The following is a 15,591-nucleotide window of genomic DNA, read 5'->3' as shown; positions in this document are numbered from 1 at the left end:
GACGGGTGATCTCTCGGTTGGCGGCAACCCACCCGCGGCGTGGCAGACTGATCGATCGTGCAGGACGTCACCAATTTCGCCGATCTGGTCCGGCGCGCCGCCGCCTCCCGTGGCGCCCGACCGGCCCTGCGATCACACGCCACCCTGATCACCTGGTCCGAGCTGGATCAGCAGGTCGACGCGGTCGCCGCGCACCTGGCCGCACTCGACCTGCCCGGCGACGAGCACGGCCCCGCCCGGGTCGCGGTCGCCCTGCCCAACGTGCCGGAGTTCGCCGCCGTGTTCTTCGGCGTGCTGCGCGCCGGGCTCGTCGCCGTGCCCATCAACCCCGCGTACACCGCGCGTGAGCTCGCCCACGTCGTCGCCGACTCCGGTGCGGCCGTCGTCATCGGCACCCGGTCGGTCACCAGTGCCGTCGGAGGCGGACACCGGTACACCCTCGGCGACAACCTGCGGGAGCTGTTCACGGCGGCGAAAGCCGACAGCCGGCACAGCGACCTCGCGATCCTGCTCTACACGTCCGGCACCGCCGGCGCCCCGAAGGGCGCGATGCTGTCGCACCGGGCCCTGCTCGCCAACCACGCGCAGCTCGCCGAGCTCGATCCGCCGCCCGTCGGCCCCGACGACGTGCTGCTGCTGGCCGTGCCGCTCTTCCACGCCTACGGGCTCAACAGCGGCCTCGGCGCCGTCGCCTATCACGGCGCCTGCGGGGTGCTCGTCGAGCGGTTCGACCCGGCGGACTCCCTGCAGGTCATCGAGCGGCACGGCGTCACCGGCATCGTCGGCGTCCCGCCGATGTTCATCGCCTGGTCGCTGATGGGGCAGCGGCTCACCGACGCATGGACCGGGGTCCGCCTCGCCGTCTGCGGCGCGTCACCGCTGGACGCCGCCGCGGAGCGCCGCTTCGTCGAGGCGACCGGGCGGCCCGTGCATCAGGGGTACGGGCTCACGGAGGCCGCCCCCGTGCTGACCAGCACCCTCGCCGGTGACTCGGTGAAGCCCGGCTCGATCGGCCGGCCGATCCCGGGCGTCGAACTGAAGCTCGTCGACGCCGGCGGCGAGGAGGTCCTGCTCGACGAGGACGACGAGGTGCGCACCGACCCGGGCGAGATCGTCGTGCGCGGCCGGAACCTCTTCGACGGCTACTGGCCCGGCGGCGAAGGCGCACCCGACGCCGACGGCTGGTGGGCGACCGGCGACGTGGCCTATGCCGACGAGGACGGCGACCTGTTCATCGTGGACCGGCTCGGCGAGCTGATCCTCGTCTCCGGGTTCAACGTGTACCCGCACGAGATCGAGCTCGTCCTGGCCGCGCACCCGGCCGTCGTGGAGGCCGCGGCGCTGGGGGTACCCCACCCGTACACCGGCCAGACCGTGAAGGTCGTCGTCGTGCGGCGGCCCGGGTCGCAGGTCACCGCCGAGGAGCTGATCGCGCACTGCGAACGCAACCTCGCCCGGTTCAAGTGCCCGACCGCCGTCGAGTTCGTCGACGAGCTGCCGCACTCCGCGACCGGCAAGATCCGTAAGGCGGCGCTGCGATGAGGCTCACCCTGTACACCCGGCCCGGCTGCCACCTGTGCGACGTCGCCAAGGAGGCCATCGAACGGGTCGCGGCCGCCACCGGCGAGGGCTGGACCGAGATCGACATCACCGGCGACGACGCCCTCGAGGAGGAGTACGGCTTCCGCATCCCCGTCGTCCTGCTCGACGGCAAGGAGCACGGCTACTGGCGCGTCGAGGAGGACAGGCTCCTGCGCGACATGCGGCTATCCTCAGCCCCGTGAATCACGTCGCCAAGCACCTCGTCTGGGACTGGAACGGGACCCTCCTCGACGACCTCAACCTCGTCGTCGACGCCACCAACGTGTGCCTGGCCACCGTCGGTGGGCCGGTGATCACCGCCGACGACCACCGCCGCGACTTCCGCCGGCCGATCCTCGACTACTACGCCCACGTCCTGGAGCGCCCCGTCGGCGAGGTCGAGTTCCAGCTGCTGGACGATGCGTTCCACGACGCGTACCGGCTGGGCATGGCCGACGTGAAGCTCGCGCCCGACGCCCTGGAGGCGCTGGGCCGCTGGACCGGCACCCAGTCGCTGCTGTCGATGTTCTTCCACGACGAGCTGCTCATCGAGGTCGAGCGGCATGGCCTCGGCGTCCACCTGGTCCGCGTCGACGGCCTGCCCGGCACCGTGGGCGGCCACCGCAAGGCCGCCTACCTCGACCGGCACCTGCAGGCTCTCGGCCTCGACCCGGCCGATGTCGTGCTCGTCGGCGACTCCGTCGACGACGGCGAGGCCGCGACGTCCCTCGGCGCGACCTGCGTGCTGTACGCCGGCGGCTTCACCGACGTGTCCCTGCTCAAGGCGACCGGGCTGCCGGTGGCACGCTCGCTGCTCGAAGCCGTCGAGATGGCGGCATGAGCGGCCCGGAGCGTAGCGAGGAGCTGCGAACCAGGGGCTCAGTCGTGGGATCAGGCCGGCGCCGGAGCGAAGCGGAGGTGATGGCATGAGCGGCCCGGAGCGTAGCGAGGAGCTGCGAACCAGGGGCTCAGTCGTGGGATCAGGCCGGCGCCGGAGCGAAGCGGAGGTGATGGCATGATCCTGCGGGTCGTGGTCGCGGACGATGCGGTGCTCCTGCGGGAAGGTCTGGTGCGGCTGCTCACCGAGAGCGGTCACACGGTCGTCGCGGCCGTGGGTGACGGCCCAAGCCTCGTCGAGGCGGTCGTCGAGCACCGGCCCGACGTGGCGATCGTCGACGTGCGGATGCCGCCGTCACACACCGACGAGGGCCTGCGCGCCGCCGTCGAGGCCCGCCGCCGGGTGCCCGGCACGCCGATCCTGGTCCTGTCGCAGTACGTCGAGGTGTCCTACGCCGAGGACCTGCTCGCCGACCGCGCCGGTGCCGTCGGCTACCTGCTCAAGGACCGCGTGTCGGAGGTCGCGGACTTCCTCGACGGGATGCAGCGCGTCGCGAACGGCGCGACCGTCCTGGACCCCGAGGTCGTCGGGCAGCTGCTGGTCCGCCGCCGCCGCGACGACCCGCTGCGCAGCCTCACCCCGCGCGAGCGGGAGGTGCTGGGCCTGATGGCCGAGGGCCGGTCCAACACGGCGATCGCCCGCAAGCTGGTGGTCACCGACGGTGCGGTGGAGAAGCACGTCAAGAACATCTTCACGAAGCTGGACCTGCCCCCGGACGACGAACAGCACCGCCGGGTGCTGGCGGTGCTGACGTACCTGCAGAGCTGAAGGTCAGGTGGGCAGGATCGCCGTGAGGCGGGTGCCGCCGCCGGCGGGACTGGTGACGGTCAACTCACCGCCGGCGGCCTTGACCCGGTCCACGAGGCCGGTCAGGCCGTGGCCCTTGGCGAAGCTGGCCCCGCCGACCCCGTCGTCCTCGACGGTGACCAGCAGCCCGTAGGCGGAGCGCTGCAGCTGCACGCGGCACTCCTCGGCCTCGGCGTGCTTCGCCACGTTCGTCAGCGCCTCCGCGACGACGAAGTAGGTCGTGGTCTCCAGGCTCTCCGCGAGCCGGTCGTCGATCTCCGGCAGCTCCAGGTCCACCGGCACCGGCGAGCGTCCGGCCAGCGCGGTCAGCGCGGCCCGCAGCCCCCGGTCGACCAGGATCGGCGGTGCGATGCCCCGCGACAGCGCCCGCAGCTCGTCGAGCGTCTCCCGGGTCTGCGCGAGCGCCTCGGCGACCGTCGCCCGGGCCGCCTGCGGGTCGGAGTCGAACTGCAGGTCGGCGCGGCCCAGGTCCATGGCGAGGCGGACCAGGCGCTGCTGCGGGCCGTCGTGGATGTCGCGTTCGAGCCGGCGCAGCGCGGTCGCCTCGGCGGACACGGCGGCCTCCCGCTGCGCCCGGGCGGCGTCGCGGCCCGCCTCGGCCTCCGCGACCTGCTCCCGCAGCTCGTTGACGCCGTTGAGCAGCGCCCGGGCGAACTGCGCCTCCAGCTGCGCCGCGCCGCGCACGACCGGCAGCAGGGTCAGGGCGAAGACGATGCCGATGCCCGTGTACAGCAGGATCCGCACGTTGTCGCCGCTGCCGAGGCCGATGAGCTCGTTGAGGTCCTTGTTGTCCGGGGGGCGGGGGATCGACCAGTCCCATAGAATGGTGGTGACTCCGCCGAGGGCACCGGCCCACCAGGTGATGACGAACGCGAAGGCGATCGTGCTCGGGATGAAACGCAGGATCCCGTGCAGCAGGTCCAGCCACGACTGGCCGTCGCTGAGCGGCACCAGCATCTTGCGCCAGAAGCCGTCGTCCGGGTCGGGTTTCTTGTAGTACGGATGTGGTAGCCGGGTACGTAGGACCGGTCCGATCCGGGCGCGTTCCACGGTGGCGAAACCACGGGCCTGGAAGAGCGTGGCGACCAGGATCGGGAAGCCGAGCACGGTCACGAGCAGGCCCAGCCCGAGGCTGAAACCGACGAGGAACAGCACCAGGGTCACCAGACCCAGAGGGAAGCCGAGCAGCACGTACTGCGTGTCGACGCCGAGCTGACGGAAGATGCCGCGGTGGCGGGGAGTGATGGTCGTTGTCATGTCATCGACGCTATGCACGACGCCTCTTTCATCCCATCCCGCGGCCCGGCCACTGCGTGGTAGGGGCAACCCTACCGGCACGTGTAGTCTGGCTACGGATGGGAAAACAACTCCAGCGTGTCGGCGGCGTTATGCCCGATTCTGTAGTGATACTCAATCGAGCGCCCGCCCGCTGCCGGCCTGGTCCGGGGAAAGGGGCACACAGGTGCCGCGGGGGCATTCCACGGGTGCGTGGGCCGCACGGGCGGGCGCTGACCTCTACATGGTTGGCGTGGACGCATCAAGATCGCGATTTGTGCACGGCTTCACAAGCGCCTACTCTGTTGCAACGACGAACCCCGCTAGCACAGGCGGTCACAGCCATCGCGAGCGGCCTCGCATACCGTCGTCGTCACGGAGACTCATGAGCCAGCAGCGCACCGGCCCCACCGACGGACCGGACTTTCCGGACCTTCCGGAGGCGACCGTCGCCCGGCTTCCGGAGTACCTGCGCGCCCTGCATCACCTCGCTGAGGACGGGCACGACACGGTCTCCTCGGAGGGACTGGCAGCGGCCGCCGGCGTCAACTCCGCCAAGCTCCGCAAGGACCTCTCGCACCTCGGCCGCACCGGCACCCGCGGCGTCGGCTACGACGTGACGTTGCTCATCGACCAGATCGAGCAGGTCCTCGGGCTCACCCACCGCAGGGCCGTCGCCCTCGTCGGCGTGGGTAATCTCGGTCACGCCCTCGCCGGGTACGCCGGCTTCGGCACCCGCGGGTTCCGCATCGCCGCGCTCTTCGACGCCGACCACGGCCGCGTCGGCGAGCACATCAACGGCCTGGTCGTGCGCCACATCGACGACCTGCCCGAGGTCGTGGAGCAGGAGTCCATCTCCATCGCCGTGATCGCCACCCCCGCGCACGCCGCGCAGCACGTGGCGGACCGCCTCGTCGAGGCTGGCGTCACGAGTGTCCTGAACTTTGCACCATGTGTCTTGAACGTTCCCGACGGCGTCGACGTGCGTAAGGTCGACCTGGCCATCGAACTGCAAATCCTGTCCTTCCACGAGCACCGCAAGTCAGCGCTCACCGCGCTGCCCGCCGCGGTGCAGAAACCCGGGCGGGTCGGCATGGCCAACCGGCTCGGCGGGGAGGCGGTGGCCACGTGAACGGTTCGAAGCGCAGCGGAGAAGCCGTGCACCAGCAGCTCAGTGTCAGTTCAGGCCGGCGCCGGAGCGCAGCGGAGGTGACGGCGTGAACCTGTTGGTTGTCGGCATCTCGCACCGGACCGCCGGTGTGCCGCTGCTCGAACGCGTCGCCGTGCCCGGCGACAAGCTTCCCGACGTGCTCGCCGACCTCGTCGCCCAGCCGTACGTCGACGAGGCCGTCATGCTCTCCACCTGCAACCGGGTCGAGATCTACGCGTCCGTCACCGCGTTCCACGGTGCCCTCGCCGACATCGGCGGCATCCTCGCCACCCGCTCCGGCACCACCGTCGGCGAACTCGCCCCGCAGCTGTACGTCCACTACGAGGTCGACGCCGTCCGCCACGCCTTCCGCGTCGCCGCCGGCCTCGACTCGATGGTCGTGGGCGAGGCGCAGATCCTCGGCCAGCTCCGCGACGCGTACGGTGTCGCCGCCGAGCAGGGCACCGCCGGCCGGGTCCTGCACGAGCTGCTCCAGCAGGCGCTGCGCGTCGGCAAGCGCGTCCACGCCGAAACCGAGATCGACCGGGCCGGCCAGAGCGTCGTCAGCGCCGCCCTCGCCTACGGCCAGGGCGCCACCGGCACCGTCGAGGGCCGCCCCGCGCTGGTCATCGGCGCCGGCGCCATGGGCGCGCTGTCCCTGGCGACGTTGAAGCGGGCCGGCGCGGCGCCGCTGTACGTCACCAACCGCAGCGCCGAGCGCGCCGAGCGCCTCGCCGAGCTGCACGGCGCCACCGCGGTGCCGTACGCCACCCTGCCGACGGCGCTGGAGCAGGTCGACGTCGTCGTCAGCGCCACCGCCTCACCCGAGCCCGTCCTTGACACCGCGCTCCTCGGCGCGCTGGGTCACCCGCTGCTGGTGCTCGACCTCGCCCTCCCGCGCGACGTCGCACCCGGCGTCGGCGACCTGCCCGGCGTCACGCTCGTCGACATCGAGCTGCTGTCCACGTCGCTGTCGACCACCGCGGACGCCGAGCAGCGCGCCGCCGAGGACATCGTCGCCGGCGAGGTCGAAGCATTCCTCACCTGGCTGCGCGGCGCCGACGTCGCACCCACCGTCGCCGCCCTGCGCGCCCGTGCCGACGAGGTCGTCGGCGCCGAGCTCGGCCGCCTCGTCCAGCGCTGCCCCGAGCTCACCGACGCGCACCGCGCCGAGGTGGCCCACAGCGTCCACCGCATCGTCCAGCGCCTGCTGCACCAGCCGACCGTCCGGGTCCGGCAACTCGCCTCCGAACCCGGCGGCGAGGCATACGCTCAGGCGCTCCGCGAACTGTTCGACCTGCAGATCCCCACCGCAGACATCGACCCGGCCGCCGCAGGCGAGGTGCACCCGTGACATTGAGACTCGGCACCCGGGGCAGCGCCCTCGCCATGGCGCAGTCCGGCACCGTCGCCCAGGCCGTCCGCGACCTCACCGGCCGCGACGTGGACCTGGTGGAGATCGTGACCCCCGGCGACCGCTCCAGCGCGCCCATCCAGACCCTGGGCGTCGGCGTCTTCGTGTCCGCGCTGCGCGACGCGCTGCTCGCCAAGGAGATCGACTTCGCGGTCCACTCCTACAAGGACCTGCCGACCGCGCCCGCCGACGGTCTCGTCATCGCCGCGATCCCGCTCCGCCACGACCCCCGCGACACGCTCGTCGCCCGCGGCGGGCTCACCCTCAACGAGCTGCCCGTCGGCGCGCGCATCGGCACCGGCGCGCTGCGCCGCATCGCCCAGCTCAACGCCCTCGGCCGCCGCTTCGAACTGCTGCCGCTGCGCGGCAACGTCGACACCCGCCTGCGCAAGCTCGCCGAGGGCGAGTTCGACGCGATCGTCCTCGCCCACGCCGGCCTGACCCGCCTCGGCCGCGCCGGCGAGGCCACCGAGGTCCTCGACCCGCTGCTGATGCTGCCCGCCCCCGCGCAGGGCGCACTCGCGGTCGAATGCCGAGAAGACGATGCCGAGCTGCGCGAGCTCCTCGCCGCGCTCGACGACGAATACACCCGCGCGGCGGTCACCGCCGAGCGGGCGCTGTTGGCCGAGCTCGAGGCGGGCTGTTCCGCCCCGATCGCGGCACTGGCCGAGGTCGCAGAAGGCGACGAAGGGCCGGAGATCTATCTGCGCGGTGCGGTCTTCAGCCCGGACGGCGGGTTCGCCCTCCGGCTGTCACGCACCGGAACGCTCGCCGACGCCGCGGAGGTGGGCCGAGCCTTGGCCCGCGACCTACGCGAAGAAGGCGCCGACAACGCACTGGGAGTGCAGCATGACCCGCACCCGTAAGGGCAGCACCGGCCGGATCGCCTTCGTCGGGGCCGGCCCCGGCGATCCAGGCCTGCTGACGCGTCGCGCCTATGAGGCGCTGGTGTCCGCCGACCACATCGTCTATGACCGCAACGTCCCCGAGTCGCTGCTCAGCGTGATCCGCGCCGACGCCGACCCCGAGGCGCAGTTCTCCCCGGCCGAGGGAGCGCCCGGCGACGTCGCCAAGGTGCTGCTGTCCGCGGCCCGGTCCGGCCTGCGCGCCATCCACCTCGTCGGCGGCGACCCGCTCGCCCACGACACCGTCCTCAAGGAGGTGCAGGCCGTCGCCCGCACCGCCGTACCCTTCGAGGTCGTTCCCGGCATCGGGCAGGCCGCAGGCGTCGCCACGTACGCCGGCGTCCCCCTGCCCGGGGTCCGCGTCACCGCCGACGTCGACGACGTGCAGTCCCTGGACTTCGAGTCGATCGCCGCCGCCGTCAGCCGGGGCTCCTCCGCCCTCGCCGTCGACGCCGGTGACCTCGCCGCCATCCGCGACGGGCTCCTCGCAGCGGGTGTCGACGCCACCACCCCCGTCTCCGTCACCGGCGACGGCACCGGCGAGACCCAGTACAGCTCCGCCACCACCGTCGACAGCATGGTCGCCGCCGCACTCGGCTTCGCCGGGCGTGTCGTGCTCTGCCTCGGCTCCGGTGTCGGCCAGCGCGAGAAGCTCGGCTGGTGGGAGAACCGGCCCCTGTACGGGTGGAAGGTCCTCGTCCCCCGCACCAAGGAGCAGGCCGGCGCGATGAGCGAGCGCCTGCGCGCCTACGGGGCCATCCCGTGCGAGGTGCCGACGATCGCCGTCGAACCGCCCCGCACCCCCGCCCAGATGGAGCGCGCCATCAAGGGCCTCGTCGACGGCCGCTACGCCTGGACCGTCTTCACCTCCGTCAACGCCGTGCGCGCCGTGTGGGAGAAGTTCGCCGAGCACGGCCTCGACGCCCGCCACTTCGGCGGCGTCAAGGTCGCCTGCATCGGCGAGGCGACCGCGGAGGCCGTCCGCGGCTTCGGCATCGTCCCCGAGCTGGTCCCCGCCGGCGAACAGTCCTCCGAGGGCCTGCTCGCCGAGTTCTCCCCGCACGACGAGGTCCTCGACCCCGTCGGCCGGGTGCTCCTGCCCCGCGCGGACATCGCCACCGAGACCCTCGCCGCCGGCCTCACCGAGCTCGGCTGGGAGGTCGACGACGTCACCGCGTACCGGACCGTCCGCGCCGCCCCGCCGCCGGCCGACATCCGCGACGCCATCAAGTCCGGTGGCTTCGACGCGGTCCTGTTCACCTCGTCCTCCACCGTGCGCAACCTCGTCGGCATCGCCGGCAAGCCACACGCCCGCACCGTCGTCGCCGTCATCGGCCCCAAGACCGCCGACACCGCGGTCGAGTTCGGCCTGCGCGTCGACGTGCAACCACCGCACGCGTCCGTGCCGGACCTGGTCGAGGCGCTCGCCGGCTACGCCGTCGAACTGCGCGAGAAGCTCGCCGCGATGCCCGCGAAGCAGCGCCGCGGCTCCAAGGTCCAGGGCCCGACCGCTCTCAGGTTCCGTTAGGGGTTCTCATGGCTGGTTTCCCGACCGTCCGCCCACGCCGGCTGCGTCGTAGCCCAGCGATGCGACGGCTCGTCGCCGAGACGCACGTCGAGCCGTCGAACCTGATCCTGCCCATGTTCGTCAAGGAGGGACTCACCGAGCCGCGACCGATCTCGTCGCTGCCCGGTGTCGTCCAGCACTCCCGCGAGTCCTTGCGCAAGGCCGCCGCCGAGGCGGTCCACGCGGGGGTCGGCGGCATCATGCTCTTCGGCGTCCCCCAGGTGCGTGACGAGCGCGGCTCCGCCGGCGTCGACCCCGACGGCATCCTCAACGTCGCCATCCGCGACGTCGTGGCCGAGGTCGGCGACGCCACCGTCATCATGAGCGACCTCTGCCTCGACGAGTTCACCTCACACGGCCACTGCGGCGTCCTGGCCGCCGACGGCACCGTCGACAACGACGCCACCCTGGCCGCGTACGCCGACCTGGCCGTCGCCCAGGCCACCGCCGGCGCGCACGTCCTCGGCCCCTCCGGCATGATGGACGGCCAGGTCGGCGTGGTGCGCCGGGCCCTGGACGAGGCCGGCTTCCTGGACGTGTCGCTGCTGGCCTACGCGGTGAAGTACGCCAGCGCGTTCTACGGCCCGTTCCGCGAGGCGGTCGAGTCGGCCCTGGTCGGCGACCGCAAGACCTACCAGCAGGACCCCGGCAACGTCCGGGAGGCACTGCGCGAGGTCGCCCTGGACGTCGCCGAGGGTGCCGACATGGTCATGGTCAAGCCGGCGCTGCCGTACCTCGACGTGCTCACCAAGGTCGCGGAGTCGGTGGACGTGCCGGTCGCCGCCTACCAGGTCTCCGGCGAGTACGCGATGGTCGAGGCGGCGGTGGCCAACGGCTGGCTCGACCGGGACCGCGTGATCATGGAGACGCTGACCTCGATCCGGCGCGCCGGCGCGCAGATGATCCTCACGTACTGGGCCGTGGACGCGGCCCGCCTGCTGCGCCCCTAGCCACACGCAGCGCCGCCCCGGCCCCCGGCAGCACGCGGCGGGTCAGGCGGCGACGCGGTCGCGGCCGCCGCGTTTGGCGACGTACAGGTTGCGGTCGGCCCTGTCGTACAGCTCCCGGCCGTCCATGCCGTCGTGGAGCGCGGCGACGCCGATGCTCAGCGTCACGCGCAGGCCGAACGCGACCTGGTTCCAGTCGCGGCCGGTGACGACGTCGCGGATGCGTTCGCCGATGCGGGCCGCGGTCGGCAGGTCGGTGTGCAGGAAGAGGGCGAACTCGTCGCCGCCGAGGCGGACGGCGACGTCCTCGGGGCGGCAGTGGGCGCGCAGGACCGCGGCGATCTCGCGCAGGACCCGGTCGCCGACGATGTGCGAGAAGTGGTCGTTGATGCCCTTGAACCGGTCGATGTCGACGAGGAGCAGGACGGCCGAGCCGGCGACGTCGGTGATTCCGTCGAGCTGCCGGTCGAACTGGCGGCGGTTGCCGAGGCCGGTCAGGGCGTCCTGCGCGGCGTCGCGGTCGGCGCTGGCCCTGGCGGCTTCCAGCTCGACGCGGCGCCGGGCCTGGTGCAGCATCGAGCGGCGCTCCAGGCGCAGCCGCCACAGGTGCCGGGCGTGCGCGCGCACCGCGTTGAGCAGCGCGCCGGTGGAGTCGCCCGGCTGCTCGGCGGCGGCCAGCAGCGCCAGCTCGTACTGGAAGATCAGCCGCTGCGGGCTCAGTGGGGCGAGTTCGTCGGCGGCGAGGAACTCGCGCCGGGCCTCACGGAGGCGGCCGGAGCAGCGCAGGGCGATGCCGTACGCGAGATGGGCGAGGCGGGCCTCGTGCTCGTGGCCGTTGTCGCGCAGCGGCACGATCAGCGAGCCGGCGAGGGTGAGGGCCTCCTCGACGGCGCCGATCTTCACCAGGCCGAGCGCGTACAGGACGGTGGCCAGCGGCGCGTCGTGGAAGTGGTTCTGCACCCAGTAGCGCACGAGGCCGACGCTCCTGGCGAAGCGGACGTTCGCCTCTTCGACGAGACCGACGTGCTCGAGCCGCAGCCCCCACTCCAGGAGCAGCTCGGCGCGCTGGAGCTCGGCGGCGGCGCGCTGGTCGGTGCCCGGGGTGAAGGACTCGACCGCGAACGCGGAGACCTCGTCGGCGAGCTCGTACAGCTCCGCGGCGCGGGCGGCCTCGCTGACCGACGACATCGCCGAGATGTACCGGGGGTTGCCGCGCGGGATGCTCTCCAGCAGCCGGGTGGCGTTGGCGAGGCGGTGCAGGCCCTCGTCGAGGAGCCCGAGCTTGATCAGGATCTCGGCGGTGTCGGCGAGGGTCTTCGCCTCGCCGGTGCGGGCGCCGCTGGTGCGGTGCATCTGCAGGAGACGTTCGCCCTCCTCGAGGGCCTCGTGCAGCCGGCCGAGGCTGATCAGCGCGTACAGGCGGCCCTGGCGGACCATGCCGACGGAGCGGGTGTCGCCGAGCAGGTCGACGACGTGTTCGAGCCGGTCGGCGAGGTCGAGCGCCTCGGAGTTGCGGCCGTGCACCGTCAGCTCGTGCACCTGCAGTGTCAGCGCCTGGAACGGCCCGAACGGCCACACCGGGACCGGCAGCCGGGGGTCCGGCGGGGCGTCCGGTGGGTGCCACGGTTGCGCGTCAGGCATGTGCCTCCCCCGTCCGGTCGTTGTTTGTCGCTCCGCAAGTGTTGTCGGCAGCGCGTGGGCACGGATGAGCGTTGCGACGCGCCTCACTCACCGCACGACGTACATTTCGGGCATTTTGGGCGTGTTTGCAAACGCGCAGGTCGGGTCGTCGGCGACACTGGGTTACGGGACCCGTGGAGGGACTTCCGTCGGACTTTCGGGTGCTCGTTCTGTCAGGAATACGACAGTTGCCCGATTCGTAGTGATACACCCTCGTTGCCCCCACCGTGAGATGGCTTGTCACTGGAGGCGCCGGGTACATCGGCGCGCACGTCGTCGCCGCCCTCGGCGCGTCCGGCATCGAATCGGTCGTCATCGACGACCTGTCGACCGGCGACGCCCGGCGCCTGCCGGCCGGCGTGCCACTGGTCCGCGCCGACGTGCGCGACGGCGGCGCGCTGGAGGACCTGTTCCGCCGCCACCGGTTCGACGGCGTCATCCACCTGGCCGCCCGCAAGGACGTCGCCGAGTCGACCACCCACCCGCTGCGCTACTACGAGGAGAACCTCGACGGGCTGCGGTCCGTCCTGGACGCCGTCGCCATCAGCGGCACACCCTCGGTGCTGTTCTCCTCCAGCGCCGCGGTGTACGGCACGCCCCTGCGCTCCCCGGTCGGCGAGCTGGACGTCACGACCCCCGAGAACGCGTACGGCCGCACGAAGCTGATCGGCGAGTGGATGCTGCGCGACGCGGCCGCCAGCGGCGGGTTCCGCTGGTGCGCGCTGCGCTACTTCAACGTCGCCGGCGCCGGCGCCCCCCACCTGCGGGACCACGGCGGCACCAACCTCGTGCCGCGGCTGCTGCAGGCCGCCGCCGCGGGCCGGCCCGCCACCGTTTACGGCACCGACTACCCGACGGCCGACGGCACCGCCGTGCGGGACTACGTCCACGTCGCCGACATCGCCGACGCGCACGTCCGCGCGGCGCTGGCACTGCACCGCGGCGAGATCCGCGACGAGGTGCTCAACATCGGCCGCGGCGAGGGCGCCTCCGTGCTGCAGATGATCGACGCCGTCGCCGCCGCGCTCGGCCGCCCGCTGCCGTACGCGGCCGCGCCCCGCCGCGCCGGCGACCCGGCCGAGGTCGTCGCCTCACCGGACCGCATCCGCGACCTGCTCGGCTGGCACGCCCGCCACGACCTCGACGACATCGTCCGCAGCGCGGCTGGCGACCACAGCCCACCCGGACGGCACAGCGCCGCCGGCAAGCACAGCGCGACCGGCACCGCCACTGCGACCGCACCCGAAACCCATACCGGACAGAAATCCAGGAACAAGCTCAAAAACACCCAACGCTAAGCCCCCGCCCGAAGGAGCAGCACGTTGAAGTTCCAGACCCGACGGCGAGCACTCGCCGGCGCCTGCGCGCTCGTCGCCCTCACCGGCCTCCTCGTCGCCTCACCGGCCCTCGCCGCCGAACCCAGGCAGCGCGTCGACCTGCGGGTCCTCGTGCTCGACGACGGCAGCACCGGCATCGACATGCTCCGCGCCCAGCTCGACCGCGAAGGCGTCCCCTTCGACGCGATCGCCCTCGGCGACAGCGGCCGGCAGGCGATCACCCCCGCGTTCCTCGCCGACTCCGTCAGCGGCGTGCGCCGGGCCAAGTTCCAGGGCGTGATCGTGCCCAACGAGAGCGCGGTCACCGGCACCGAGGCGACCGCGCTCGCCGACTTCGAACGCGAGTTCAAGATCCGCCAGATCGACGCGTACACGTGGGCGAACCCGAACGTCGGCCAGGACCTCGCCTGGAGCGGCGTCCTGGACGGCGCCACGATGAACGTCACCGACGCCGGCAAGGCCGCCGGCTTCGGCTACCTCGACGGCACCGTCCGCATCGACGACCGCGACCCGGGCGTCATCGAGTCCTACGGCTACTTCGGCACGCCGGCCAGCACCCTGCCGGCCGGGGCGACGTTCACCCCGCTCGTCACCGGAACGGCGCAGAACGCCCCGACCGGCTCCCTGGTGGGTGTCTACGCCCACGACGGCCGCGAGGAACTCGTCGTCACGCTCGCCGCGAACCGGTACCAGACGCACGCGCTGGAACTCGGCCACGGCCTGGTCACGTGGCTCACCAAGGGCATCCACCTCGGCATCACCCGCAACTTCTTCAGCGTCCACATCGACGACGTGTTCCTGCCCGACGACCGGTGGGACACCACCCACAACTGCACCGTCGGCGACGACTGCAACCCGGCCCACGACCCGACCGTGACGCCGTACAACACCACGATCCGCATGACACCCGCCGACGTGCAGGCCCTCATCGCCTGGCAGCAGGCCAAGGGCCTGAAGCTCGACGTCGTCTTCAACGGCGGCGGCAGCGTCGAGGCCGGCGCCGGCGACCCGCTGACGACCGCGATGGTGAGCAACCGGACCCAGTTCCGCTGGATCAACCACACCTACGAGCACCCGTACCTCGGCTGCGTCCAGGACTTCACGGTGTCACCGTGGAAGTGCGCGACCGACGGCTACGGCGCCACGAAATGGGTGTCGCAGGCCGACATCAACACCCAGATCAAGACCAACGTCGACTGGGCCAAGGGCAAGGGCATCACCGTCGACGCCGGCGAACTCGTCACCGGCGAGCACTCCGGGCTCAAGACGTGGCCGCAGATGCCGGCGGACAACCCGAACCTCGCACCGGCGCTGAACACCAACGGCGTCAAGTACATCGCGTCCGACGCCTCCCGCGAGCAGACCACGCGCGCCGTCGGCAACGCCGTGACGGTGCCCCGGTACCCCATGAACATCTACTACAACGTGGCCACCAGGGCCGAAGAGGTCGACGAATACAACTGGATCTACACCAGCCGGGCGCACGGCGGCAGCGGAATCTGCGAGAACAACGCCGCCTCCACCTGCATCACGCCACTCGGCGCGGACGGGTTCGACACCTACATCGTGCCGATCGAGGCCCGCATCGCCTACGACCACCTGGTCTCCACCAGTCCGGCGCCGCACTACGCGCACCAGTCGAACCTGGCCGAGGACCGCATCCTCTACCCGGTGCTCGACGCGGTCCTCGCCCGGTACGCGGCCACGTACACCACCGCCACCCCGATCGTGAACCCGAAGTTCGCCGAGACCGCGCTGCAGAACAAGCGGCAGGCGGCCTGGGCGGCGGCGCTGCGGGCCCGGTCCGTGGAGGTGTACACCCTCGACGGCAAGGTCACCGTCGTCAACCGGGGCAGCGGCACCCTCGACGTGCCGGTCACCGTGCCCAACGGCACCAAACTCATCGCCATGTCGGTGCTGGGCATCGAGGTCACGGGCGGCAACTTCGGCGACCCCTACGGCGGGGAACGCTCCGCCTGGCGGAGCCTCGGCCGCAACGCGACGCAGCTGCTCCGCCTGAGCAGCTGAGG

13 protein-coding genes are annotated in these 15,591 nt (G+C 72.2%); 11 read left to right on the top strand and 2 right to left on the bottom strand.

Annotated elements, in window-relative coordinates; genetic code table 11:
* Nucleotides 1-57 precede the first annotated feature (57 nt).
* From OHA72_RS04105 to OHA72_RS04090, 4 genes are all read left to right on the top strand, one after another.
* Entirely contained in the window at nucleotides 58-1,542 is a 1,485-nt protein-coding gene (locus OHA72_RS04105; protein ID WP_327006514.1) for an AMP-binding protein, read from the top strand.
* Entirely contained in the window at nucleotides 1,539-1,784 is a 246-nt protein-coding gene (locus OHA72_RS04100) for a glutaredoxin family protein (RefSeq protein ID WP_327006513.1), read from the top strand. The genes OHA72_RS04105 and OHA72_RS04100 overlap by 4 nt, the downstream gene beginning before the upstream one ends.
* Nucleotides 1,781-2,422, top strand: coding sequence for an HAD family hydrolase (locus OHA72_RS04095; RefSeq protein ID WP_327006512.1), 642 nt, complete (start codon nucleotides 1,781-1,783; stop codon nucleotides 2,420-2,422). Before OHA72_RS04100 ends, OHA72_RS04095 begins: the two co-directional genes overlap by 4 nt.
* 180 nt (nucleotides 2,423-2,602) lie before the next feature.
* Complete coding sequence (locus tag OHA72_RS04090) at nucleotides 2,603-3,247, top strand: response regulator (RefSeq protein ID WP_327011454.1); 645 nt, start codon at nucleotides 2,603-2,605, stop codon at nucleotides 3,245-3,247.
* 3 nt (nucleotides 3,248-3,250) lie between these two features.
* On the opposite strand, the gene OHA72_RS04085 is transcribed toward OHA72_RS04090, so the two are convergent.
* Entirely contained in the window at nucleotides 3,251-4,543 is a 1,293-nt protein-coding gene (locus OHA72_RS04085; protein ID WP_327006511.1) for a sensor histidine kinase, read from the bottom strand.
* Between the two features lie 403 nt (nucleotides 4,544-4,946).
* Here OHA72_RS04085 and OHA72_RS04080 point away from each other — a divergent pair, with 403 nt between their 5' ends.
* The 5 genes from OHA72_RS04080 (at nucleotide 4,947) to hemB (ending at nucleotide 10,547) form a co-directional block, all read left to right on the top strand.
* Complete coding sequence (locus tag OHA72_RS04080) at nucleotides 4,947-5,693, top strand: redox-sensing transcriptional repressor Rex (protein WP_327006510.1); 747 nt, start codon at nucleotides 4,947-4,949, stop codon at nucleotides 5,691-5,693.
* An 85-nt stretch (nucleotides 5,694-5,778) separates the two neighbouring features.
* A complete protein-coding gene (locus OHA72_RS04075) occupies nucleotides 5,779-7,065 on the top strand; it encodes a glutamyl-tRNA reductase (protein ID WP_327006509.1) in 1,287 nt (428 codons plus the stop codon).
* Nucleotides 7,066-7,100: 35 nt separating this feature from the next.
* Nucleotides 7,101-7,991: a hydroxymethylbilane synthase gene (hemC, locus tag OHA72_RS04070; RefSeq protein ID WP_327011453.1), complete on the top strand. Its 891-nt coding sequence runs from the start codon at nucleotides 7,101-7,103 to the stop codon at nucleotides 7,989-7,991.
* Nucleotides 7,975-9,558 (top strand): bifunctional uroporphyrinogen-III C-methyltransferase/uroporphyrinogen-III synthase, encoded by a 1,584-nt coding sequence (locus OHA72_RS04065; protein WP_327006508.1) that lies wholly within the window; start codon nucleotides 7,975-7,977, stop codon nucleotides 9,556-9,558. The genes hemC and OHA72_RS04065 overlap by 17 nt, the downstream gene beginning before the upstream one ends.
* A gap of 8 nt (nucleotides 9,559-9,566) precedes the next feature.
* Nucleotides 9,567-10,547 carry a porphobilinogen synthase gene (gene hemB, locus OHA72_RS04060; protein ID WP_327006507.1) on the top strand — a complete coding sequence of 327 codons (981 nt, stop codon included), beginning with the start codon at nucleotides 9,567-9,569 and terminating at the stop codon, nucleotides 10,545-10,547.
* Nucleotides 10,548-10,589: 42 nt separating this feature from the next.
* Here the strand turns inward: hemB and OHA72_RS04055 are convergent, their stop codons facing one another.
* Nucleotides 10,590-12,185, bottom strand: a complete 1,596-nt coding sequence (locus tag OHA72_RS04055; protein WP_327006506.1) for a GGDEF domain-containing protein — start codon at nucleotides 12,183-12,185, stop codon at nucleotides 10,590-10,592.
* 266 nt (nucleotides 12,186-12,451) lie between these two features.
* On the opposite strand from OHA72_RS04055, the gene galE reads away from it, so the two are divergent.
* Both galE and OHA72_RS04045 read left to right on the top strand, forming a co-directional pair.
* Nucleotides 12,452-13,522 carry a UDP-glucose 4-epimerase GalE gene (galE, locus tag OHA72_RS04050; RefSeq protein ID WP_327006505.1) on the top strand — a complete coding sequence of 357 codons (1,071 nt, stop codon included), beginning with the start codon at nucleotides 12,452-12,454 and terminating at the stop codon, nucleotides 13,520-13,522.
* Nucleotides 13,523-13,546: 24 nt separating this feature from the next.
* Nucleotides 13,547-15,589 carry a hypothetical protein gene (locus OHA72_RS04045; protein ID WP_327006504.1) on the top strand — a complete coding sequence of 681 codons (2,043 nt, stop codon included), beginning with the start codon at nucleotides 13,547-13,549 and terminating at the stop codon, nucleotides 15,587-15,589.
* The last annotated feature ends 2 nt before the right edge of the window (nucleotides 15,590-15,591 follow it).

This window comes from Dactylosporangium sp. NBC_01737, assembly GCF_035963215.1.
Taxonomy (GTDB): Bacteria; Actinomycetota; Actinomycetes; order Mycobacteriales; family Micromonosporaceae; genus Dactylosporangium.
Note: the sequence above shows the minus strand (reverse complement) of the source record. Positions and strands in the feature narration are given on the sequence as shown.